Genomic DNA, 23,917 nt, shown 5'->3' on the forward strand with positions numbered 1-23,917 from the left:
TGTTTAAAGTTTCACAGCGTTCCAGAAAATATCGGGCGTTAATAAAAACCATGAAACTGATCACTATGAACTTGTTGCGTGCCTTCCCCGAATGTTTGCCGTTTCCCCTGACACCGTTGCGGGTCTTGCTGATGGTGTCAGTACTGGGATCATGGGCACAGGCCCTGCCGGCCATGGCGGCCGAGTCGCCCGTCGATGCTGGCAGCAGTGCCGGCAGCGCGCTCAGTTTCGATATCTTTGAATTCGTCGTCGATGGCAACAGCCTGCTCAATGACGCCCAGATTGAAAAAGCCATGTCGAGTTTCATGGGCGAGCGCAAGACGCTACGTGAAGTCGACGGTGCCCGCGCGGCACTCGAAAAAACGTATCACGATGCCGGTTACCTGACCGTGCTGGTATCCATCCCCGAGCAAAAAATCGAGGGCGGTGCCGTGTCGCTGCATGTTGTCGAAGCCGTGGTTGATCGCTTGCGCGTCAAGGGTGCGGAGTACACGCTGCCCAGCGGCATCAAGGCACGCATCCCGGAGCTCGCTGAAGGCAATGTGCCGAATTTCCCGAAAATGCAGCAGCAACTTGCGGCGCTCAATCGCAGCGCCGATGCGCGCATCACGCCGATTCTCAAGCCGGGAAAAACGCCTGGTACGGTCGATGTCCAGCTCGATACCGAAGACCAGTTAGCCCTGCATGGCAGTGTCGAATTCAGCAATCGCCAGACACCGAATACCACTGCGCAACGACTGTCGGCGTCGTTACGCTATGACAATCTGTTTCAGAGTCGACACAGCCTGAACCTGACTGCGCAAGTGGCCCCGCAGCGTCCTAGCGATGCCCGCGTGCTGGCGGCCAGTTACGTGGTGCCGGTCGGTGATGACGGGTCGGTGCTGGGGTTCAATACCTTGTTATCCCGTTCGGAATTCGCCAGTCTGGCCAACGCGCCGGGGCTGGGATTGCTGGGTAACACCACAACCTTTGGCCTGCGTTATACCCAGCCATTGGGTTCCAATGACACGTTTTCGCATCTGGCGTCGGTCGGGATCGAGCACAAGAAAATTGGTCAGACGCTGGTCGTTGTAGGCGGCGGCGGAACTGATTCACCGATTACTTACACGCCGCTGGCGTCGAGCTATACCGCAAACTTTTTTGGCCAGGACCGTTCGACCGTATTCGACCTGGCAGGGACCTTCGGACTGCGCGGCTTGCTCAATAATACCGATGCCGCTTTCGATGCCAAACGACCTGGCGCGTCCGCCGGCTTCCTTGCCCTGCGGACCGGGATGCAACATACCGAGAATTTCGGTCGCTGGTCGGTCTACGGCAAGGTGGAGTGGCAACTGGCTTCCGGTCCGTTGGTGCCGAGCGAGCAATTTGTCGCCGGTGGTGCGGAAAGTGTGCGCGGTTATCTTGAAGGCGAGCGTGCGGCAGACGGCGGCGTGCGCGCCACAATGGAATTCCGTACGCCGAAATTCAAGCCGAGTGCGACCTCGGACTGGCAAATGTCCGGCCTGTTCTTTTTTGATGCGGCCAGTCTGACGATGCGTCAGCCACAGGCAACTCAGCCGTCACGTCATGCATTGCGTGGTGTCGGGTTGGGCATGCGCATGAACGCCCCGCTCGGTGTGGCACTTGAAATCGATGCTGCCCATGCGCTCGTCGATGGTGACACCACCCATGCTGGTGACAATCGAATTCAAGCCCGTACCCTCTGGAATTTCTAATGACGTCGATCCGATCTGCAGGCCTGCATCGGGCTGCCAGTATTCCGGCGGCCGGTAAATTACGTGAGTCGTCCGTATTACGGCGTCGTACCCTGTGCGCCTGCCTGATGCAGGCCGGGCAGTTCTCGGGTCTGATTGGCGCAGGATGTGTGGCGAGCTTGCCGATCCTGCTAGCCGCTGGCCTGCTCGGTTGCCACGATGTGCAGGCACAGACGCGGGTGCCGGTCAACGCGCTGCCGTCCACGCCAACCGCGCCGAACAAGAACGGTGGTGTGCCTAACACCTACGGCGTCAATGGCAACACGCTTACCATTACGCAGACTGCACCGACGAGCATCGTCAACTGGAAAAGTTTTGATATCGGCTCGCAAGCCACGGTGACAATTGCACAGCCGGGTTCGACCTCGGTACTGCTCAACAACGTCAGCGGCGGCGCGTATCTGAATCAGACGACGATCGATGGCATGCTCAATGCCAATGGACGGGTCTACATCTACAACCCGAACGGCATTATTTTTGGTAAAACTGGCGTGGTCAATGTCAATACGCTGGTGGCCAGTACTCTGAAATTCGACGAGACGCGCGTGATCGGCGGTTTTTTGCAGCCCGGCAGCTTGCCGTTGCTGGGTGCGGAAGTCGGTGTAACGCCGGGCGGCGTACTGGTGGATGGCGACGGCACTTCCGGTGCCAGATTGACGGCGGCCAATGGCGGTTTGATTTTGCTAGCCGGACCAAGCGTCATGAACAACGGCGTGCTCAGTGCGCCCGATGGCCAGGTCATGCTGGCTGCTGGCAGCAAGGTGTATCTGGCCGCGCCGCAAGTGAGCCAGACCGGCACCAGTTTGCGCGGACTGCTGGTCGAAGTGAGCAATGACAGTGCCGTTGTCGCAGGCGCGACGCCTGTCGTCGGGACCAGTCTGGCTGAAAATGGCAAGAGCGGCACGATCGACGTTGGCCATGGCAATGCGACCATGATTGGTTATGCGGTCAACCAGAAGGGAATCGTTTCGGCATCGACGTCAGTCAACCTGAACGGGTCGATTTATCTGTCGGCGCGCGATCAGGCGATTCGCCCTGACGCCAACAATCCTTACTCGGCCTCCCGTAGCGGCAATCTGGTACTGGGCGAAGGCAGCGTGACGCAAATCCTGCCCGACGCAGGCGACAACTCGACCATCCCGCCCGCATCGACGTTCAATAAATCGGTCGTCAAACTCGACGGTGCCAGCATTGTCATGGAAAACAATGCCCGCATCGTGGCACCCGGCGGCAATGTCACGCTTAGTGCCAGGCGCTTGCAAGATCCAGCGAACCCGACTGCGGTCATCATGAATCCCGCCACCGATACCGTGCGTGTCGATCTGGCCACCGGTAGCAGCATCGATGTGTCCGGCAGTACCAGCGTGGCCGATGTGGTCGATGCCAGCGGCAAGATCATCAAGGCCGGTACGCAACTTGCGATGGAGAGCAATGTCATCACAGTTGACCTGCGCGGCACCGAGTTAGCCGATAACGTGGTCTTGAAAAATTCCGCCTTGTACGCGACCAAGGTGCAGATTGATACCCGCAAGGGCACCGCTGCCGCGAATGTCAGCGGCTATCTGAATCTGGTCGAGCATGGTCTGACGGAACTCAATTCAGCCGGCGGCACCGTCAATATCGTTGCCGATGGTGCCATCATCCAGCGCAGCGGTAGCACCATCAATGTCGATGGTGGCTATGTCGATTACAAGTCAGGCTACGTCAACACCACCAAGTTCCAGCTCAACGATGTGCTGGTAGACATCGGTTCGGCAAAAACCAATGTCGCCTATACCGCAGCGGTGAATCTGGCCAATGGTCCCGATAATTTTGAAGCCGGTTATCGCCAGGGCGGCAGCGCCGGCAGTATCCGTTTCTCCGCACCGATCCTGGTATTGCAAGGTGCGCTGAGCGGACAGGCAACGGCCGGATCGCATCAGCGCGATGTCAGCGCTGCCGGCTTCCCGCAGGGCGGTCAGCTGCAAATCGGTAATGCAACGTCCGACTATGTGAATCCGCAAACCGGTAAGGCCAACGTATCGCTGGCCGATCAGTTCGGTTTTCGCGGCAAGCTGATACTGGGTGCCAGTGACGCTGCCATCGCACCCGTGACCGGCGCGCCGTTTGATCTCAACAACGCCGACCAGCGCCTGCTGTCATCCCAGCTCGATCTCGATACCGGTGCCCTCATACGGTCTGGTTTTAACCGGATCGTCGCGCTCACGTCCGGCAATATCGAAGTGAATGCACCGCTGACGCTGGCTGCCGGCGGCAAGTTGTGGCTGGGCGCAGGGCAGGGAAGTTTTGCCGGTGCGGATGGCAATCTTGCACTGGGCGGCAATATCACTTTTAACTCACCGGTCACGATCGCCGGCGGTTCAGTGACGGCGACCGCGTCCGGTAGTCTGCAGGTGGCCGATGGCAGCGTCATCGATGTCGCCGGTCGCTGGACCAACGATCTCGGTCAAGGTGTGCCACTCGATGTTTCCGGTAATGCTACCTCGGCGACCGTGCTCAAGGGAGGGGCGATTACCCTGGCAGCCGATCAGCTCGGTGTGGGTGACGGTGTCACGCTTGATGTTTCGGCCGGTGCCTGGCGCAATGTCAAGGGTGTGAACGCTCAGGGCAGCGCGGGTGCGTTGTCATTGCAGGCCACGCCGGTCAATCCGTTAGTGGCGACTACCGCACAACTGCGATTAGGTGCTGGTGTGCGATTGTCCGGCTATGGTTTTGCTACCGGCGGCACGCTCAAGATGGTGGCGCGCAATGTCAACATTGGTCCGGCGTCCGGTTCTGCCGATCCGGCCGACTTGTTGCTGCAGACGGCATTCTTCCAGCAGGGCGGCTTTACTAACTACGATGTGGCCGGTCGACTTAATTTTGCGATTCAGGCAAACACCATTGTCAAGCCGCAGGCGCAAAGTTGGCAGCTGGGCAATGGCGTGACGCAGATCAATTCCGGCGCCATGTCTGACGTCGCTGTTCCCACGCTACTGAATCTGGCCGGTCCCGGAGCAACCAGGCCAGCCACGAACGTGACCTTTACTGCGCTAGGGCAGGGAACTGCCCGTTCGGGTGAATTGATCGTCAATGAAGGCGCCCAACTGGTGATGGACCCGGGCGCAAACATGAAACTGTTGGCCGCGTCCCAGTTGACCGAGTTAGGCACGTTGTCTGCGCCAGGCGGCAATATCCTGTTGAGCCTCACGGCAACACCCGACTCGCTTTTTGATCCCTCGCGCAGTATCTGGTTCGGTGCCAACGCCAACGTACTGGCGCTGGGGTCCGCACAGCGGATGAGTGTCAATGCCGACGGCATCTCGACAGGCGATATGCTCGATGGCGGTTCGATTCAGATTGGTACCATGCGCGACGGTTCACTGGCTGCGGCGACCGGTTTCGTAGTGGCCAGGCAAGGTGCAACGTTCGATGTGAGTGGCGTTAGCCTCAGTAACGTGCGCATGAAGTCGGGAGCCTTGGTTGCGCCGTTACAGGATGTGGCGGGTGCCGGCGGCAGTATCGAACTGCGTGCTCGCGAAGGTTTGCTGTTTGATGGCACGTTCAAGGGTAGTTCGGGCGGTAGCAATGCCAAAGGCGGATCACTGACCGTGGCGCTCGATACCGAGGGCCAGAGTGGCAATGGTTACCCGACGGATGATAGGGTCTTGTCGCTCTCGGTGAACGGGCCCGGCGGCGGGGGCAGTAACATCGTTCCGGCCGGCCTGTTGCCGGGACAGGCGATCGTTGTTGATCAATTTGGTACCGGTGCGAACAAAGCAGTCGAACTCGGCTGGTTTCTGACGGGTTCCCAAGCGACGTCGCCGGTTGCCCGGCATGCCGGCGAAGGTGATGTGCTGGTCAGCGCGTTTGCTGGTGGTGGTTTTGGCCGGCTGGACTTCAAGAGCCAAAACGTGCTCGCCTTTGGTCTTGGCAGCGCTGGCTTGACCCTCGCGGCACGTGATTCGCTCATTCTTGATGCCCCGGTCATGCGGGCCGACAAGGTGCTGTCGCTCACCAGCTTCGACACACCTGGCGGCAATACCCTGTCACTCAATGCGCCGTATCTGCAGTTCGGTAGCGCCGATATTCGTTATCAGACTGCGGGAACTGCCAGTACCGGCAACGCCACGCTGCAAGCAAACGGCACCACCATTGACCTGATCGGCCAACAGGCATTGCAGGGTTTTGGTGTCGCCAAACTGGCCGCCAAAGGAGATATTCGCCTTATCGGTATCGATGCGAGTGATGCCAATGGTGCTTCGACCGGCTTTGCAACGGGTGCGTTCGGCATGGTCGGCAATCTCACGCTGACGGATGCGCAGACGTACCCGACCACGCTGAGCGACTTTACCTTCACTGTCGCGCCCGGCACCAATGTCGCTGCCGGTACTTCTTCAGCGGGGACTGGAAAATTAACCTTTGCTACGAATGGCAACCTGGCTGAACCGGTGTTGTCTGCTGCTGGCAGTCTGACGGCTTACGCCGTCGATATCCTCCAGGGCGGTCGGGTGGTCGCACCGTTTGGTGCCATCACGATGGGCAACGTCGACAAGACCGTTTCACCGGTCGTCACCCAAAGCGTTGATTATCTCGATGGCAGCGTGACCTCGGTAGCCGGTGCCGGCATCGTTCCATTCGGCACGATCATCAATGGAAGCGTGGCCACCGCCAGTCAATGGTTCACCACGCTGACCAATGGCACGTCAGTGCTGCTCAAGGCCAATCCGGTCAGCGGTGGTCCGGTGCCGGAACGCGCTCCCCCCGAAAAGTCGATCCTGACAGCAGCTGCCACGATTCAGGAAAATCGCGGCGCGATACTGGATGTCTCCGGTGGTGGTGCGTTGTTCGCCTATGAATTCACACCAGGCAAGGGCGGCTCCAAGGATGTTCTGGCAAATAACACCGTCGGCAGCAAGACGACGGTTTTTGCGATCAACCCGAATTTTCATGGCAGCGTGGCACCTGTCGACGGCAATTACGGCAGCGATGGTGGCCTGGCACCCGGCGATAGCGTGACGCTGTCGGCGATGCCGGGATTGGCGGCGGGGCGTTACACGCTTTTGCCGGCCCATTATGCGTTGCTACCGGGCGGCTTCAGCATCACCGTTGCGGCCAACACGCGAGACATGCAGGCCAACGCCAACATCACGCTTGCCGATGGCACGATGCTGGTGGCCGGGCGGTTGTCCGAGTCCGGCTCAGGCGCAGCAAGCAGCCGCTCGACCGGATTTTTGGTCAGCTCGGCTGACGTGATCAAGACAAAATCCGAGTTCGTGTTGTCGGATGCCACGACTTATTTCAAGGCCAAGAGCGACGCCGCTGGCGTCGATGCGCCGGCACTGCCGATTGACGGCGGCAACATCGCCTTCCACGCCACAACATCGACGGCAACATCAATGGCACTTGATGGCACGATCGCATTGGGCGCTGCCAGTGGTGGACTCGCCGGTACGGCGGCCTTTGCTGCGCCTAGTATCCGGGTTGTCTCGGACGCGAACCAGAGCAGCGGTGATTCGGTCCGACTGCTGGCTGACCGGTTGACCGGGCTCGGTGCCAGCAGTCTGCTGATCGGCGCCTTGCGCGACCCGCGCAGCGACGGCCTGCACCTCAACAGCATGGCCAACCAGGTGGTGCTTGCCAATAACGCCCAGCATGCGCTGAGCGGCAATGAAATCATTCTGGCGGCGCTTGACACGGTACGACTCGATGTCAATGCCGACCTGCAAGGCACTGGTGTCTCTGGGCGCAGCGCACAGGATCTCGCACTGGACGGCGCGGGAGCGTTGTTGCGCGTCAGTGGCGGCGCGGCAGTAGCAGTCAGCCGCGGTGGCGTCATCGGCCAGAAGGGTACGCTCGATATCGGTGCGGGTACCCTGGTCGGTGCCAGTGGCTCGGCTTATCTCGATGCCACTGGTAATGTCACCTCAGCCGCTCAGCTCGTCATGACGCCGGGTACTGAGTGGGGCTTCGGCGCACCGGTGATCAGTTTCGGTTCCGCGATTCCACCTAACGCAGCAACCGGCAGCGGCCCAGCTACACCATCGACAATCGGCGGACTGAAATTCGACACCGCTGCACTGGCGGCCATGAGCACCCTCGGCGACCTGAGCTTCAATAGCTATGCGTCGGCGATCCACTTGTACGGCACGGTCAACCTCGGCAATGCCAGCATGCGCAGCCTGTCTTTCAGTGGAGCCGGGTTTCAGGGGGCCGTCGATCTGAATAATTCCGGACCGCGCAGCACGACGCTGAGTGCCCGAACGGTGAACCTGGACGGCAGTACTACCAGCGCTGCGGCGATTCCTGGCGAAGCGACTGCAGGCGGCTTCATGATTCTCGCCGACCGGATTAACGTAGGAGAAAATTCCATCGCGGTGCGCGGTTTCAGCGACAGCGCGCTGGTCGCCAGCAGCGAATTGCGCGCCATGGGCAAGGCAGGAAAGCTCGTTGCGGATCAGAACTTGACACTGGCTGCTGGCATCATCACCACTGACAGCGGGGCCGGTGCCACCTTTACGGCCGGGGGTGATCTGGTCATGACCACGCTCGTCGGTGCGCAGACAGCGCCGGTACCGGCAGGGCGCGCCGGACAGTTGCGGTTCGAGGGTGCCACCGTGAGCTCGGATGCGACGATTTATGCACCGTCCGGGCAGGTTGCCCTGATCGGTGCCAACGGCGTCAATATCAGTGGCGGCCTGATCAGCGCCGCAGGCACGGGTACGGTATTCGGAAGTACTACTGTCTATGCGCAGGGCGGCAGCATTGCGCTCGCAGGCAGTAGAGTGGTGGTCGCTGCTCCGGCCGTGCTGGATGTGTCGGCAATCGGTGCCGCCGCCGGTACGCTCTCGGTGTATGCAGCAACGGCCGATGGTCGTGGTGTTGCCGTGCTAGACGGTACGATGCGAGGGGAGGCGCAAGCCGGTATCGACGGACTGTTGCCGGCTCAGGGGCAGTTTTCTCTGGTAACTGATCAAGCAGGGAGCGGCCGCGATTTCGGTGACCTCAATGCAAAACTGAATGCGGGCAAATTTACCGAGTCGCGGCAGTTCGAGTTTTTAAGTGGCGACGTAACGCTGGCCGGATCCGACAAGATTATTGCCCACCAGGTCACGATTGTTGCCGACAACGGCAATATCCGTATCGGTGACATGGCCAGCATCGACGCTTCGGGCAGCAAGGGCGGCAGTATCGAGCTCTACGCCAGCCAGGCGAGCGCAACTGGCCTCAATGGCCGGATCACATTGAGCGACGATGCCAGCTTGATCGCAAAAGGAACTCAGGTCACGTCGAGCGATGCCGGTTCCACCGGCAACGGCGGCCGGGTCGTGCTCGGTGTTGCCAACGCCGACGGCTCGGCGGCAACAGCCATTGATGGCGGTGCCAGCATCAACCTCTCCGGCGGTGTAATCGATGTTGGCGGCAGTACGGACGCTCGCAACGGCAGCGTGACCCTGCGTGCGCCGCGCATCGGCAACGATGTGGCGATTGCCACCCTCGGCACGTCCATCCTCAACAGTGCGACCACTAGCATCGAAGGCACCCGGGTTTATACCGGCAGCACCATTACCGAAGCGATCGATAGTGGCACCAATCTGGATGCCACCAGCAGCGGCAACATGTTCCGCGATGCCGTCAGTTTCGGCAGCAACAGTGCAGCGATGATGACGCGGTTAAATAACAGCAGCGTCAGCGTACGAGCCGGCATCGAAGTGCGTGCGCCGGTCGGCAATCTCACCGTGTCGGTCAACGAGTTCGCCGCCAACGCAGCTGATCGTGGCTGGGATCTGAGTGCCTGGCGCTTTGGTGGCGCGCCGGTTGCCCTGACGCTGCGCGCCAGCGGGGATCTGAACATCATCGGCTCGATCAGCGATGGGTTCGTCAAGCCGTCCAGCACCAGGCTCTCGATGCCGAACTGGGCACTGGGTTCGGATGAGTCGGCCGACCTGCGACTGGTTGCGGGTGCCAATCTGGCAGGGGCCAATCCGTTGGCCACGATTGCCGGTAGTGGCGACGTGAAGGTTGATTTCGCTGCGCGTACCCCAACCTCGGCGGCACCGTTGACCGCCACCGACGCGCCGGTGGCGCTGGTGCGAACCGGTACCGGACGCATCGACATTGCCGCCGGTCGCGATATCACGCTTGGCATGGCGAAATTTTTCACCAACGCCGATGGCACGCCGGCGGTGCCCGACAAATCGAACAGTGACGCCAGTTACAAGATCAGCCTTTTTGGTGCCAGCATTTATACGGCGGGCAAGGCCAGCACGCTGCCGGGCAGCGCTGACTTCGTGGCACCGCAAAATCAGCTCAATTCGCATTTTGGTGGTGACGGCGCGACTTTGTCGGATGCAACGTTTTCCAGCGGAGGCGGTGCCATTTCGCTCGCAGCCGGACGCACGATTACCGGGCCGCAGCATCTGGATGCCAAAGGCAATGTCGATCCGAACTGGTTTTATCGCAATAACGACGGCTTTGCGGGCACGCCGGCTGATCTCACCACGCGTCCCGTGACGCCAGCCGATCCGGCGATTCCCGGAACGCCGGTGGCGCTGCCTGCGGCCTTGCCCCAGTTAGTCAATGACTGGCTATTCCGCCAGGGCCGTAGTTATGTCGACGCCAACGGCAACACGCAATTTGAAACGCTGAGCAACGGCATCAAGCTCAATACCGCCTGGTGGTCACGCGCTGATTATTTCGACCAGGGCGTGGCGACGCTTGGTGGCGGCGATGTCACGATTCGGGCTGGTGGCAACATCGCCAATTTTTCTGCCAGTACAGCGACCAATGCTTACCTGCCTACCCCCGGCGGTATTTTGAAGGAACAAGGCGGCGGTGACTTGTCCGTGCGCGCTGGCGGCAACATTGCTGGCGGCACGTTCTATGTCCAGAAAGGCAGCGCTACCGTGCATGCCGATGGCACGATCGGTGCGGGCAATTATGCCCCGGTCAATCTCGACGGTGCCACGCCGCTCAATCCGATTCTGGCCGTGGGCGACGCCCGCTTCGATGTCAGCGCCGGACACGGCCTGACCATTGAAGCGGCTTACAATCCGATGCTCACCGAGCAAAGCATCAACAACGTCGTTGCCGGTGATAATCGCTTCAATCCGATCTACGGAGTGGGCAGTGGCCAGCGCTGGAATGTCATCGATCAAAGCCAGGAGAGCCAGGACTACCGGTTGAAATACGGCCAGTTCAGTACCTTCTCGACCTATGGTGCCAGCAGCGCCGTGAATCTGACTGCCCTGAGCGGCAACCTGCTGCTGTCGAATGACGTCGCCAAGCTCGCCGCGTCGGGTGGCAACGAAATACCGGATGCGCTCGGCACCAGCTTTCCGCAGTTGTATGCAGTGGCTCCTCCGACGCTGCGTGCCGTGGCACTGGAAGGCAACCTGAGCACGGCCAATGGTTTTAGCATGATGGCCAGTCCGACGGCGCAACTCGAACTGCTTGCTGCTGGCAATATCGCGCTCATCAATGGCGTCAACGGCAGTATCCGCATGCTCGATAACGATCCGGCATCCACGTCGACGGTCGCCGCGCCGCGGGTGTTGTCGGCCATCGACTTCGATATCATCAATGGCAGAAGTTCGGGTATTGCTGCGCACGCTGCCGGCGGATTGCATGCCGCCGACACGCAACCGGTACGCATCATCGCCAACAGCGGCAATATCGTCGGCGACGGCAGCAACACCACTACAGTAACGCTGGCCAAGGCTGCGGAAATTCTGGCCGGGCGCGATATTGTCGATCTTGGTTTCAGCATCGAACACAACGGCAGCAACGATGTCACGACCATCGCAGCAGGACGCGACTTCATCGATGTCACACAGGCACGCGGTATCGGCTCGGAACCGAGTCCGGTCGCCAACGTCGTTACCGGTGCCGGTCGCATCGATATCACGGCCGGGCATAACATCGACTTCGGTAACGGTAGCGGTCTGGTCACGCGTGGCAATCTCGATAACCCGTACCTGGCCGAAGGCGGAGCCAGCATCAATCTCAGCGCCGGTGGCGCGAAGGTGGATTACGCCGCGTTTGTGGCGTATGCCAACAAGGTTGGTTCGGTGCTCGATGTGCCCGCTACGGCATTGCCGGCCCTGCTGCTTGCAACCGGGCTGCCGGCCAGCACTAGCGCCATCGATGCCTGGATCGCTTTCAGCAACCTTGATGTCAAAACGCAGGCCAAATTCCTGGCCGACAATCCGGCCATCGCCGTCCGGCTCGCTGCGAGTGCAGCGACACGCACCGCTGCGCTGGACAAGATGGACAAGTCGCAGCTCAACAGCCTGTTCTACACCATGCTGGTGGCCGATAGCCGTAGCAAGAACCTGAGTGCCTTCGACAGCTTGATCGCCAGCCTGTATCCGGTCACTGCCATTACGCAGGGCGGCGATATCGCTTTGTTCAGTAGCCAGCTCAAGACCGAGCAGGGCGGTTCGATTGACTTGTTCGCGCCAACTGGTTCGGTCTTTGCCGGTTTGACCACCGGTGTGCAGGCGGCGAACGCATCCAGGCAAGGCATCTTCACGATTCGAGGCGGCGCGATTGCCTCGCTCGTCAAAACCGATTTCCTGGTCAACCAGGGCCGCGTCTTCACACTCGGCGGTGGCGACATCACGCTGGTTTCGCAGTACGGCAATATTGATGCCGGTCGCGGTGCCAAGACCGCTTCGTCGGCGCCGCCACCGCTGATCACGATCGATGCCAACGGCAATATCAAGGTGGATGTCTCGGGCTCGATTTCGGGCTCCGGCATTGCCACGCTCAAGACCCGTGCCGGCCAGCCGGACAGCAATGTTTATCCGGTCGCACCGCGCGGGATTTTTGACGCTGGAGATGCCGGCGTGCGCTCTACCGGCACGGTCGATGTCGTGGCTAGCGTGGTTCTCAATTCCGCCAATATTTCAGCGGCCGGGACGGTGTCCGGTGCCACGGCGGCTGTCGCCGCGCCATCGTTGGCGACACCGGCTGCGCCGGCCAACGCTGCACCGCGTACTGATGACGTAGCGCGGACGGCGACTTCGACAGACGCCTCCGGCGGCACCAACTCGGTCGCGGTCGATGTGCTCGGTTATGGCGAGGACGAGTGTGGCAATGACGATGCCAACGACTCGGACGAAGCCCGCAAAAAGAAAAAAGACAGCTGCAAGAAGTAAGCAGCACCCCTCCATTGAAAAGGAATTACCCGTGAATGTCAGGTCCCGAATTTTGCCAAGCTTGCCAACCTGTTCCCGTACTATTGCGCTAGCGCTCGCCACGGCTATTGTCGTGCTGGCCCTGCCGCTAAGTGGTCATGCTGCCGAAGAGTGGGAGCATAAAAAGAAGCTTTCTTTCGACACCACCGCCAGCGGCGTTGAAATCAAGACTGACGTGACCCAGTTGCCGATGCTGGTGCGCTTGCATAGTGGTAATTTCGTGTTTTCGGAAGCCAGGCCCGATGGTGCCGATTTGCGTTTTTTTGCCGCCGATGGCAAGACGCCGCTGACGTATCACATCGAAAATTTTGACGCGACCAACGAACTGGCCAATATCTGGGTGAACGTGCCCAAACTGACGGCCAATGCAAAGACCGATGCGCTGGTGGTGGTCTGGGGTAACCCGAAAGCCGAATCGGTGGCCAGCGCCGCCAAGACTTACGATGCTGCGCAAGTATTTGTGTATCACTTCGGTGATGCCCAGGGCGTCAAGGATGCCAGCGTCAATGCCAATCACGCCAAATCGTCAAATGCGAAAGTGGTGACTGCCGGTCCGATCGGCGCTGCTGCCGCCTTTGACGGCACCGCACGGATTGACGTACCCGCGTCTGCAACGCTCAAATTTGGTAGCGCCAGCGGGGTGACGTTTTCGGCATTGGTCAAGCCGGCGGCGACCGACGATGGTGTCTTGTATGCGCAGCGCGATGGGGCGCAATCGCTGACGATCGGCTACAAGGCCGGTACCCTGTATGCGAGTGCGGGTGCGACTACGCTCAATGCCAGCGTTGCCCTGAAACCGGCGGTCTGGCAGCACGTGGCGTTGGTCGCGGCGGCCGGCAAGGCCACGTTGTATGTCGATGGTATCGATGTCGGTAACGGCGCGCTGGCGTTGGCGGACATGGCAGGCGAGGCCACGATCGGCCAGGGTGTGCGTGGCGAACTGGATGAAATCAACCTGTCGGCCACGGCACGCAGCGCCGGCACAATTCTGGCGCAGGCGTCGAGCCAGAGCGCGGACTCGCCGTTGTCATCGTTCTCGGAAGAGGCTGCGGGCGGCGAAGCCAGCACTTCGACTTTCATGATTCTGATGAATGCGGTGACACTTGATGGCTGGATCGTTATTGGCTTGCTGATCGTGATGGCCATCGTCAGTTTTTACGTGATGATCAGCAAGGCGATCATCCTGGGACGGATTAAAAAAGCCAATAATCTTTTCCTGGCCGTGTTCAAGCAAAAGTCGACCGAACTGTTGACACCTGGTCATACCGAAGCCGCGCTGGTGGCGGACAATTCTGCGCTGAAGCATTCACCGATCAAGCGTCTGTACGCCATCGGCCTGCATGAAATCAGCCATCGTTTCGCTACCCAGAGCGCGGCAGGCAAAGCCAACAGTCTGGGTGCGACCAGCATCGACTCGATCCGGGCCGCACTCGAAGCGTCGATGCTGCGCGAAAATCAGAAGCTCAACAGTGGCATCGTGCTGCTCACCATTGCGATTGCCGGCGGTCCGTTTCTTGGCCTGCTCGGCACCGTGGTCGGCGTGATGATTACCTTTGCTGCGATTGCGGCGGCCGGGGACGTGAATGTCAATGCGATTGCCCCGGGGATTGCCGCGGCACTGGTGGCTACGGTGGCCGGTCTGGTGGTGGCGATCCCGGCGCTGTTCGGCTACAACTGGCTGGCCAGCCAGATCAAGAATGCCACCGGCGATACCAGTGTATTTGTCGAGGAATTCCTGACCCGCTCGGCCGAAGTCTACACAAGCTGACTGGAGAAGCCTGATGCAAATCCAGGAAGAGAACGCGCCCTTCGATGATATCAATGTCACGCCGATGCTTGATCTGGCGTACGTGCTGCTGGTGATTTTTATCATCATGACCACGGCCTCCGTGCAAGGCGTGAAGGTCAAGCTGCCGAAGGCGAAAATGACTGCCAGCATGGCCAAGGCGCATTTGAAAGCCATCACGATTTCAGAGAATGGCGACATTTTCCTGGATGCCTATCCGGTGAGTCCGGACCAGCTCGGGCAGCGCCTGGCCGACCTGAAAAAAGTGAATCCGACCCAGGCAATGGTCATCAAGGGCGATGCCCATGCCCAGTACGCCAAGGTCATGCTGGTGCTCGAAGCCATGAAGCGCGCCGACATCACTGATATCGGCATCGTTACCAGCAAGGCAGCACCCGGTGCGTAGCCGGCACCACAAGGAAAATCCATGAAAGCCCAGGAAGAAACCAAACCCTACGACACGATCAATGTCACGCCCATGCTCGACCTGGCGTACGTGCTGCTGGTGATCTTCATCATCATGACGACATCGTCGGTGCAGGGTCTGAAAATTGATTTGCCCAAGCCAAGCAACAAGCCCAGCAAGAGCGAACACAAGGAAACCCGCATCATTCAGATTCAGGCTGATGGCAGCTTGCTGCTCAATGGCGCTGCGATTTCGCCGGACGAATTGGAGTCACGCCTGGCATCGATGCACGCGCGCGAGCCGGATATGCCGGTCGTCATCAAGGGTGATCCGCAAGCCCACTTCGACATGGTCGTCGGCATCATCGATCTGGCCGGGAAACTCAATATCACCAACGTTGGACTGGTCACGGCGCGGATAGGAACCTGACGTGAGCGAGTACAACGTTGGCACCAAAAGCCACAAGAAATTCATACTCATCGGTACGCTTGTGGTGGTTGCTCTGGGTGGGCTCGGCTATGCCGTCTACAAAATGAGCACGGCGAAATCGGGGCCGAAGTCAAAGGCTCCGAAGATTACCTTGCTGTTGCCGGCGCAACCACCGCCACCACCACCACCGCCACCAAAATTTGAAAAAAAACCGGAGCCGCCGAAAGAGCAAAAAGAAATCAAGATGAACCAGCCGGTTGAAAAGAAGAGCGAGCCGCAGCAATCGCCCGAGCTGAAAATGGATGGTCCTGCCGGTGACGGCCCTAGTGCCTTTGCCTCCGGCACGATCACCAGCGAAGACTTGAGCAAGGTCGGTACCGGCAAAACAGCCGTGGCCGAAAAAACCGGCATGTTCAATCCGTTCAACAATTACGGCAGCCTGCTCAAGGGTGAGCTACAGCGCTATCTCGGCAAAAGTTTGGCGAAGAACGATACGTTGCGGCGTCGGCAATTCGCCTTTGAAGTGCATGTCTGGGTCGATGCCAGCGGTGCACTCAAACGTTACGAGCTGGTCACGGGATCGAAGGAAGCCGACGCCGATGAGGTCGTGCGCAGCGCACTGTTGGCAATGCCAAATTTTTCACAGGCACCACCGGCGGGAATGCCGCAGCCAATCCGTTTGCGGGTAACTACGCGGGGATAACGTTAGCGACGATAACTGCGCCGATACAGGGGGAAGGAAACTGCAGATGAACGTTACCGGCGTGAGCTCGCGCAATGCATTGGCGGCTATTACCCGTCGCTGACGTGAGTGACAGCAAGAATTGCTGCATAAAGGTGCAATGTCTTATCCATGACGCGCGACAGCTACGGCCTGTCACCACGCGCCTGGAAAGAACGCAGCGGCCATTCCGGCGCTGATGCAGCAGCGACCGTCACCGTGAAAACCGACTGTTGGCACCAGCGAGTGTTTGATCCAGGGTGCCAGCATCTGCCGGACTCAACCGTCAAGCCGCCGAATTGCACAACGCGATGGCTTCTTTAACGATCTCTGTCCTTCGTCAATAATTAATTCAATGGTCGTTATGCAAATAGGCCGCCTGGCGTGGCAGCCGCAGGCTCACGATCAATGCGATGGCCATCAGTGCCGTGACGTACCAGTAGAAAGCAGACTCATGGCCAAGCGACTTGAGCAGCAAGGCGACATATTCAGCCGAGCCGCCAAAGATCGCGTTCGCCACGGCGTAAGCCAGACCAACACCCAGCGCGCGCACTTCAGGCGGGAACATTTCGGCCTTGACGATGCCGCTGATTGACGTATAGAAGCTGACGATGGCCAGTGCCAGACTGATCAGCGCAAACGCGATGTACGGATTAGTGACGTGCTGCAGCACGCTGAGAATTGGCACTACCGCCAGTGTGCCGAACACGCCAAAGAGCAGCATGTTGTTGCGTCGGCCGATGCGGTCGGACAGGGCACCGAATACCGGCTGCAGGCACATGTACAAAAACAGGCAGCCGGTCATGATGGCGCTGGCCGTCTTGATCGACATGCCGGCTGAGTTGACCAGATATTTCTGCATGTAAGTCGTGAAGGTATAAAAAATCAGCGAGCCGCCGGCGGTAAAGCCAAGCACGGTAAAAAATGCCGCTTTATGGTGACGAAATAGCGCGCTCACGCTACCGGCATCCTTGCTTTCACGCGTGGCTGCGTTCGACGTTTCGCTGAGCGTGCGCCGCAGCATCAAAGCGACGACGGCAGTGGCAGCGCCAATCACAAATGGAATGCGCCAGCCCCAGGCCCTGAGTTCAGCGTCATCGAGCGTCTGTTGCAGGGCAACTACGACCAGCACTGCCAGCAATTGGCCGCCGATCAATGTGACGTACTGGAAAGAGGAAAAGAAACCGCGCTGCCCGCGCAGCGCCACTTCGCTCATGTAGGTGGCGGTAGTGCCATATTCGCCACCGACCGACAGGCCTTGAATCATGCGCGCTACCACCAGCAGAGCCGGAGCCCAGACGCCGATTGTTGCGTAGGTTGGCAGGCAAGCGATCATCAGCGAACCGGCGCACATCAGAATGACCGAGATCACCATCGACGTCTTGCGTCCGCGGGTGTCAGCGATGCGTCCGAATAGCCAGCCTCCGATCGGTCGCATCAGAAAACCCACTGCGAACACGCCGGCGGTATTGAGAAGTTGTACGGTCGGGTCGGACTTGGGAAAAAATGCCGGGGCAAAATAGATCGCGCAAAATGCATACACGTAAAAATCGAACCACTCGACCAGATTGCCGGACGAAGCGGCAACGATTGAAAACACGCGTTTGCGTTTTTCTGCTGATGTGTATTTGACGGGAGCCGCTGCAGGCTTCGAGGCGGGAAGGGTAGTTGATGAAATTTTCATGGTAACGAACTTGGTGGACTGATGGTTAGTCGGATGAGGTGTTGTGGAGGCGGTGCCGGGTCAAACAGGTAACAAATGGCTCCATGCATTTTTGGATGGAACTTGATGCCCATCCCGATACCGCGTGATGCCAACCGCACATGACACTGCTGATGAAAACGGGTACTCCGGCAAGTACGTCAGTTTGTTCCTGCGAAGACTGCCGGGCCCCGGATTGGAGTTGACTGGTCAATCAGTCCTGATCCGACTGCTGCAAAAAAGCCAGCAAGGCCGCAGTGTAGCGCTCTGGCTGCTGCAAGTTGGACAGATGCGCCGCTTCCAGTTCGACATAGCTGGCTCCCGCAATTGACGACACCAGATAGGCGCTGTCCGCTGGCGGCGTCGGCAAATCGCCGCTGCCGCCGATCACCAGCGTAGGTGCCGTGATGTGCTTGAGCGCCTCGCGCAAATCCGCATCGCGCACCGCATGGCAACTGGCCGCATAACCGGCTACCGGCGTCGCGCTCAACATCGCTTCCAGTTGCGCCACCTGCTGCGCATGCTGTTGTGCAAACTCCGGAGTCAGCCAGCGCGAGACCACCGCCGGTGCAATCGATGCGACTCCGTCGGCCAATACTTTCTGGGCGCGCGCGGTCCAGTTTTCCGGCGGGCCGATCAGGCTCGCGGTGTTCGACAGCACTAGCCGCCTGATGCGCTGCGGGTGCGTGCTGGCCAGCCACATGCCGGTAATCCCGCCCATCGACAACCCGCAAAAATGCGTCTGCTCAATGCCGAGATGATCCAGCAAGCCGATCACGTCGGCACCTAGCTGGGCGATGGTGTAAGGACCTGGCGTGACCTGCGACTGGCCATGACCGCGGGTGTCGTAGCGCAGTAGCCGGAAATACTCGGCCAGCTTGGTCACTTGCGGTGCCCACATATCGAGTGTGGTGCCGAGCGAATTGGAAAGCATCAGCACCGGCTTGGCGGCGTCACCGTCAAGATGGTAATGAATGCGGACATCGGGAAGATCGGCGTAGGGCATGTTGAGTTTCAACCTCGGTTAATTTTTACAGAAAATTCTGACCTGCTACATAAGCCTTGCGCCAGCGCGTGATGCGCACTTGCGCAAACAGATCAACCCGTGAGAATGGATCGGTGGCGATGAATTCTTCGGCTGCTGCGCGCGTGTCGACATCGACGATATAAATGCCGCCGCCGGCATCGCTGCCGTCATCGTTGAGTTTGGCACCGCAGGCCAGCAATCGGGCGGCGTGGGTGGCAAGGAATTGCAAGTGTTCGTCGCGGGTTTGCTTGCGCAGCGGCTGATGATCCGGCTTGTCCCAGGTTTCTATCATGTATGGCATGGCATGCTCCCTGATCAGTTTGCAGCCAGCGCTGACGGATGCTGCGCCAGCGGCGTCACTTCAATCTGCATGAACGGGTAGAGCGGCAGCGTCGAAAGCAGCTGATGCAGTTCATCGTTACTCTCCACATCGAACACGCTGATATTCGCGTACTGCCCGACCACGCGCCACAGGTGCCGCCACTTGCCGCTCTGCTGCAACTTCAACGCCAGCGCTTTTTCGTTGGACTTGAGCAGGTCGGCGCGCTCTGTTGGCATCGAATCGGGGATAGTTACCTGCATGCGAACGTGAAATAACATGATGTTCCTTTCATTAACAAGACCAGAAAAATGCTTTATCAGGAATGGCGGCCTTATGGGTTATCCGCTAGTCCTCATTAGTCAGCGGCCCAACACCAATCAATTCAGATCCCGGCCACGCCGACGGTCATTCCGCCGCACACATACAAGACCTGTCCGGTGACGAAACCGCTGCGCGCATCCAGAAAAAAGGAGACGGCCTGCGCCACGTACAAGGACCTGTTCATACCGTCGCGACCGGCGTAACCGGCGAGGCGAAGGCACCGGGCAGATTCAACGGCGGCGCGGTCAGCAAAAAGCGGTAGCGACCGTGTGTCCGCAGCCAATCGGCGAGCGGGGTCAAATGCCATAGCTCGCCCAGATGAATACCCAGCTTGAACAGGCAATGCTCGTGCAACGGCAGCCCGGCGCAGCAGGCGTCGGCACTGGCCGCAGGAAAAGCCTCGACCGCATAATTGTCGGCCGTGATCGCGGCCAGATTGCTGTCAGTTATCCATTGCAACAAACGCTGGTCGCGCCCATCGAGCACCGCGCAGCATTGCGCCAGTTTGACGGGGTCGGGTTGGCGCTGCATGCCTAGCAAGACATCGGCGAAACCGGTGTGCAAGCACACGATATCGCCGCACTCGATGTCGATTTTGTCCTTTTCGAGCACACGCATTAGCGCGTCGTATCCGATCAGCGTGCGCGCATCGCCGAAATGCGCGCGCAAGTCGATCAGCGCGGCGCGCCCCTGCACACAAGTCTGCGCCATGTGCTCGATGCCGAGTGCACGCGCGCACGAAGTACTTGCGAGCGAAATATTGGCCGGCAGGCCGGCATCTGCCGGATTGTCCGGGCCGATCAGATCCACGCCAGCCGCGTAACCGTTGTAGTACACCGCTTGGGGCTGGCCGTCATCATGCACATCGAACACCGAGCCGACATGCGGCAAGCCATCCCATTGGGTCGAGTATTGCAAATGCAGGATAGCCAAGTCGTCCGACAGCACATCGGGACGACCGGGTTCGATATCGCCCAACAAACAATTCAGATTGACTTTGCCGCGCCGCAGTGTCGGCCGCAGGATAGGCGGATAACGATTCGGGTTCAGCACACTGCCACCGGGATAATCCAGCGGCAAGCTGAGGCAGAAATTTTTGCCTTCTCTTACCTCAGCGACGCCTTGCCGCAGCTTGTCAGCGGTGAGCAGATTGAGTCGACCGAGTTGGTCATCAGGACCAAAATCGCCCCAGTTCGATCCAGGAGGACGTTTTTTCCAACGAGAATTTGCCATGGCTCTGGTCTCTTTAGCGTGATCGCAGGGATCGGTTGTCGTGGATGTGACGACCTATTTCTTGACCAGTGGGCACACCGATTTCGACAGCGGCATGAACGCCTCGTCGGCAGGCACCGTGCCCACCAGCTTGTAGTAATCCCAAGGTGTTTTCGACTCGGATGGCTTTTTGACTTCAAACAAGTACATGTCATGCACCATGCGGCCGTCTTCGCGGATCTTGCCATTCTTCGCAAAGAAGTCATTGATCGGCGTGGCCTTCATTTTCGCCATCACCGTCGCGGTGTCATCGGTGCCGCTTGCCTGGATCGCCTTCAGATAATGTGTCATCGACGAGTAGGCACCGGCCTGGATCATGTTTGGCATGGTCTTGGTTTTTTCAAAATAGCGACGCGACCAGGCGCGCGTTTCGTTATTCAGATCCCAATAGAAGGCTTCCGACAACAACAGGCCCTGGGCATTTTGCAAACCGAGCGCGTGGATGTCATTGATGAACATCAGCAGGCCGGCCAGCTTCTGTTTTCCGGATTGCATCAAGCCGAATTCTTGCGCACCCTTGATCGCATTGACCGTGTCGGCACCGGAATTTGCCAGGCCGATCACTTTTGCACCGCTGGCTTGGGCTTGCATCAGGTAGGAAGAAAAATCCGCTGCATTGCTGGGATGCTTGGCAGCACCGAGCACCTTGCCACCGGCATCCTTGACCACTTCGGAAGCATTCTGTTGCAGCGCCGCGCCGAAGGCCCAGTCGGCAGACAGGAAGTACCAGGTATCGCCACCATTTTTCACCATGGCCTTGGCTGTCACATTCGCCAGTGAATAGGTGTCGTAGACGTAATGCACCGAAATCGGCGTACACAAGTCATTGGTAATGCGTTGCGTGCCCGGACCGTTAAAAATGACGATCTTGTTTTTCAGTTTGGCCACTTCCAACGCCGACAGCGCAGTTGCCGAACCGGCGACATCAAGCAGTGCATCGACTTTGCCGGTATCAAACCATTCGCGCGCTTTGGAGGCTGCGATATCGGCCTTGTTGTTATGGTCGGCAAATACCAATTCAATTTTCTTGCCCAACACCTTTCCGCCGAAATCATCGATTGCCATCTGCACTGCAGTCGCTGTGCCTTTTCCTGCGATATCGGCGTACACGCCTGACAGATCCAGCAATAGTCCGACCCTGACCACGTCATCGGAAATGCCGAGCTTTTCCTGGGCGACGGCGTGGGTGCCAGTCAGCAGCAACGATGCGATCAGGGCCGCGAGCGGACGACGGTATTTGTCACTGAGTTTGGTGTTCATCATGTCTCCGAAATTTTTTATAATTTTTAATGCTGGTTCATAGTCGATTGCAAAGCGGACCATCTCGATGCAACGTGGGGGCTGCGGTGTTGCCTGATTTATCAATCGCGTCGCAAATAAATACGTCATTCATCCTATATTGCTTGTTCGTTGCTGCCATTAGTTGCTGCCATTAGTTGCTGCCATTAATCAACGCCACGCCGGTCAGTTTTTCGAGTGCCTCAAAATCGATGTTGGTATAAATTTCGCGCACCACCAGCCCTGCGTCGGACACGTCGATCATCGCGAGGTCGGTGTAGATGCGGTTCACGCACCGCTTGGCGGTCACCGGGTAGCTGCAAGCCTGCACGATTTTGCTTTCCCCTTGCTTGGTCAAGTGCTCCATCATCACGTAGACCTGTTTCGCGCCTATCGCCAGATCCATTGCGCCGCCAACGGCCGGAATGGCATCCGGTGCACCGGTATGCCAGTTGGACAAATCGCCCTGCACCGACACCTGGAACGCACCCAGCACGCAATAATCGAGGTGTCCGCCGCGCATCATCGCAAACGAATCCGCATGGTGGAAATAGGAACCGCCCGGCAAGAGCGTGACGAACTGTTTGCCGGCATTGATCAGATCCTGATCTTGATCCGTCTCGCCCGGTGCCGGGCCCATGCCGATCACGCCATTCTCGCTATGCAAAATAATTTCGCGCTCGCTGCCGATATGGTTGGCCACCATGGTCGGCACGCCGATGCCCAGATTGACGTAGGCACCATCCGGCAGGTCTTGCGCGACGCGTTGCGCCATGTCAGTCCGGCTCAAGCGCTTGGTTATCTGCGCCCCAATTTTCTCGATATCCGACATTACGCTGCCTCCTTGATGGCGCTGCTGGCGACGACGATGCGCTGGACGAAAATGCCGGGCGTGATAATCACTTCCGGATCGAGTTGGCCTAGCGGCACGATCTTGTCGACTTGCACGATGGACGTTTTTGCTGCTGTCGCCATAATCGGACCGAAATTGCGCGCGGTTTTGCGATACACCAGATTGCCCCAGCGGTCGGCAGCGAGTGCCTTGATCAAGGCAAAATCGGCATGCAGTGGCAGCTCGAATACATACTGGCGACCATCGATTTCCCGCGTTTCCTTGCCTTCTGCGAGCTGCGTGCCGAAGCCAGTCGGTGTGAAGAATCCACCTATTCCGGCACCGGCGGCACGGATGCGCTCAGCCAGATTGCCTTGCGGGACCAGCTCCAGCTCGATCTTGCCGGCACGATAAAGCGCGTCAAATATGTGCGAGTCGGCCTGACGCGGAAACGAGCAAATGATCTTGCGCACACGCCCGGTTTTCAGCAATGCAGCCAAGCCAGTTTCGCCATTGCCGGCGTTGTTGTTGATGATGGTCAGGTCGCTTGCACCCTGATCAATGAGCGCATCGATCAGGGCCGACGGCATGCCCGCATTGCCGAAGCCACCGATCATGATGGTGGCACCGTGGTGGATGTCGGCAACCGCTGCGGCTAACGAAGCTATTTCTTTATCAATCATCGATGCGTTTCCTGGAAGGGGTTGTCCACGGAAAAAAGCGTGTTGTGTTTTTCTTTTGGCTTGTTTTGTGTTGTTCGCTATGCGAACATTAGTTCTTTTTGCGAACAATTTGAAATGATACTAGGCGTGAAAAAATGCAAAGTCAATGCAAGATTTATGCAGCAGCGCAACATAATTTCATGCCCGCGCAGGTAATTTGAGCAT

Annotated in this window: 14 protein-coding genes and 1 pseudogene; 6 read left to right on the forward strand and 9 right to left on the reverse strand. The window is 58.8% G+C overall.

What is annotated here, in order from left to right; genetic code table 11:
* The first annotated feature begins 50 nt into the window (after positions 1-50).
* The 6 genes from QN370_RS00785 to QN370_RS00810 are packed head-to-tail and all read left to right on the forward strand — an operon-like array spanning position 51 to position 16,258.
* Positions 51-1,715 (forward strand): ShlB/FhaC/HecB family hemolysin secretion/activation protein, encoded by a 1,665-nt coding sequence (locus QN370_RS00785; RefSeq protein WP_322127444.1) that lies wholly within the window; start codon positions 51-53, stop codon positions 1,713-1,715.
* Entirely contained in the window at positions 1,715-12,895 is an 11,181-nt protein-coding gene (locus tag QN370_RS00790) for a filamentous haemagglutinin family protein (RefSeq protein ID WP_322127443.1), read from the forward strand. Before QN370_RS00785 ends, QN370_RS00790 begins: the two co-directional genes overlap by 1 nt.
* A gap of 31 nt (positions 12,896-12,926) precedes the next feature.
* Positions 12,927-14,702, forward strand: coding sequence for a DUF2341 domain-containing protein (locus QN370_RS00795; RefSeq protein ID WP_322127442.1), 1,776 nt, complete (start codon positions 12,927-12,929; stop codon positions 14,700-14,702).
* A 13-nt stretch (positions 14,703-14,715) separates the two neighbouring features.
* Positions 14,716-15,126: a biopolymer transporter ExbD gene (locus QN370_RS00800; protein WP_322127441.1), complete on the forward strand. Its 411-nt coding sequence runs from the start codon at positions 14,716-14,718 to the stop codon at positions 15,124-15,126.
* Positions 15,127-15,147: 21 nt separating this feature from the next.
* Positions 15,148-15,555, forward strand: coding sequence for a biopolymer transporter ExbD (locus QN370_RS00805; protein ID WP_322127440.1), 408 nt, complete (start codon positions 15,148-15,150; stop codon positions 15,553-15,555).
* Between the two features lies 1 nt (position 15,556).
* Positions 15,557-16,258: a hypothetical protein gene (locus tag QN370_RS00810; RefSeq protein WP_322127439.1), complete on the forward strand. Its 702-nt coding sequence runs from the start codon at positions 15,557-15,559 to the stop codon at positions 16,256-16,258.
* A 370-nt stretch (positions 16,259-16,628) separates the two neighbouring features.
* Here the strand turns inward: QN370_RS00810 and QN370_RS00815 are convergent, their stop codons facing one another.
* The 9 genes and pseudogenes from QN370_RS00815 to QN370_RS00855 all read right to left on the reverse strand — a co-directional run bounded on the left by QN370_RS00815 (position 16,629) and on the right by QN370_RS00855 (position 23,713).
* Positions 16,629-17,960 (reverse strand): MFS family transporter, encoded by a 1,332-nt coding sequence (locus QN370_RS00815; RefSeq protein ID WP_322127438.1) that lies wholly within the window; start codon positions 17,958-17,960, stop codon positions 16,629-16,631.
* A 232-nt stretch (positions 17,961-18,192) separates the two neighbouring features.
* On the reverse strand, positions 18,193-18,984 hold the full coding sequence (pcaD, locus tag QN370_RS00820) for a 3-oxoadipate enol-lactonase (protein ID WP_322127437.1): 792 nt from the start codon (positions 18,982-18,984) through the stop codon (positions 18,193-18,195).
* A 25-nt stretch (positions 18,985-19,009) separates the two neighbouring features.
* Entirely contained in the window at positions 19,010-19,306 is a 297-nt protein-coding gene (locus QN370_RS00825; RefSeq protein ID WP_322127436.1) for a YciI family protein, read from the reverse strand.
* A 14-nt stretch (positions 19,307-19,320) separates the two neighbouring features.
* Positions 19,321-19,605, reverse strand: a complete 285-nt coding sequence (gene catC, locus QN370_RS00830) for a muconolactone Delta-isomerase (protein WP_322127435.1) — start codon at positions 19,603-19,605, stop codon at positions 19,321-19,323.
* A gap of 104 nt (positions 19,606-19,709) precedes the next feature.
* Positions 19,710-19,814: pseudogene (locus QN370_RS00835) on the reverse strand (short-chain dehydrogenase); the annotation flags it as partial.
* A 14-nt stretch (positions 19,815-19,828) separates the two neighbouring features.
* Entirely contained in the window at positions 19,829-20,881 is a 1,053-nt protein-coding gene (locus QN370_RS00840; protein ID WP_322127434.1) for a cyclase family protein, read from the reverse strand.
* Positions 20,882-20,935: 54 nt separating this feature from the next.
* Positions 20,936-22,180 (reverse strand): ABC transporter substrate-binding protein, encoded by a 1,245-nt coding sequence (locus QN370_RS00845; protein ID WP_322127433.1) that lies wholly within the window; start codon positions 22,178-22,180, stop codon positions 20,936-20,938.
* A gap of 172 nt (positions 22,181-22,352) precedes the next feature.
* Positions 22,353-23,030 (reverse strand): 3-oxoacid CoA-transferase subunit B, encoded by a 678-nt coding sequence (locus tag QN370_RS00850; RefSeq protein WP_322127432.1) that lies wholly within the window; start codon positions 23,028-23,030, stop codon positions 22,353-22,355.
* On the reverse strand, positions 23,030-23,713 hold the full coding sequence (locus QN370_RS00855) for a 3-oxoacid CoA-transferase subunit A (RefSeq protein WP_322127431.1): 684 nt from the start codon (positions 23,711-23,713) through the stop codon (positions 23,030-23,032). The genes QN370_RS00850 and QN370_RS00855 overlap by 1 nt, the downstream gene beginning before the upstream one ends.
* Positions 23,714-23,917 lie beyond the last annotated feature (204 nt).

Origin of the sequence: Actimicrobium sp. CCI2.3 (genome assembly GCF_035019065.1) — a bacterium.
Lineage (GTDB): Bacteria > Pseudomonadota > Gammaproteobacteria > Burkholderiales > Burkholderiaceae_D > Actimicrobium.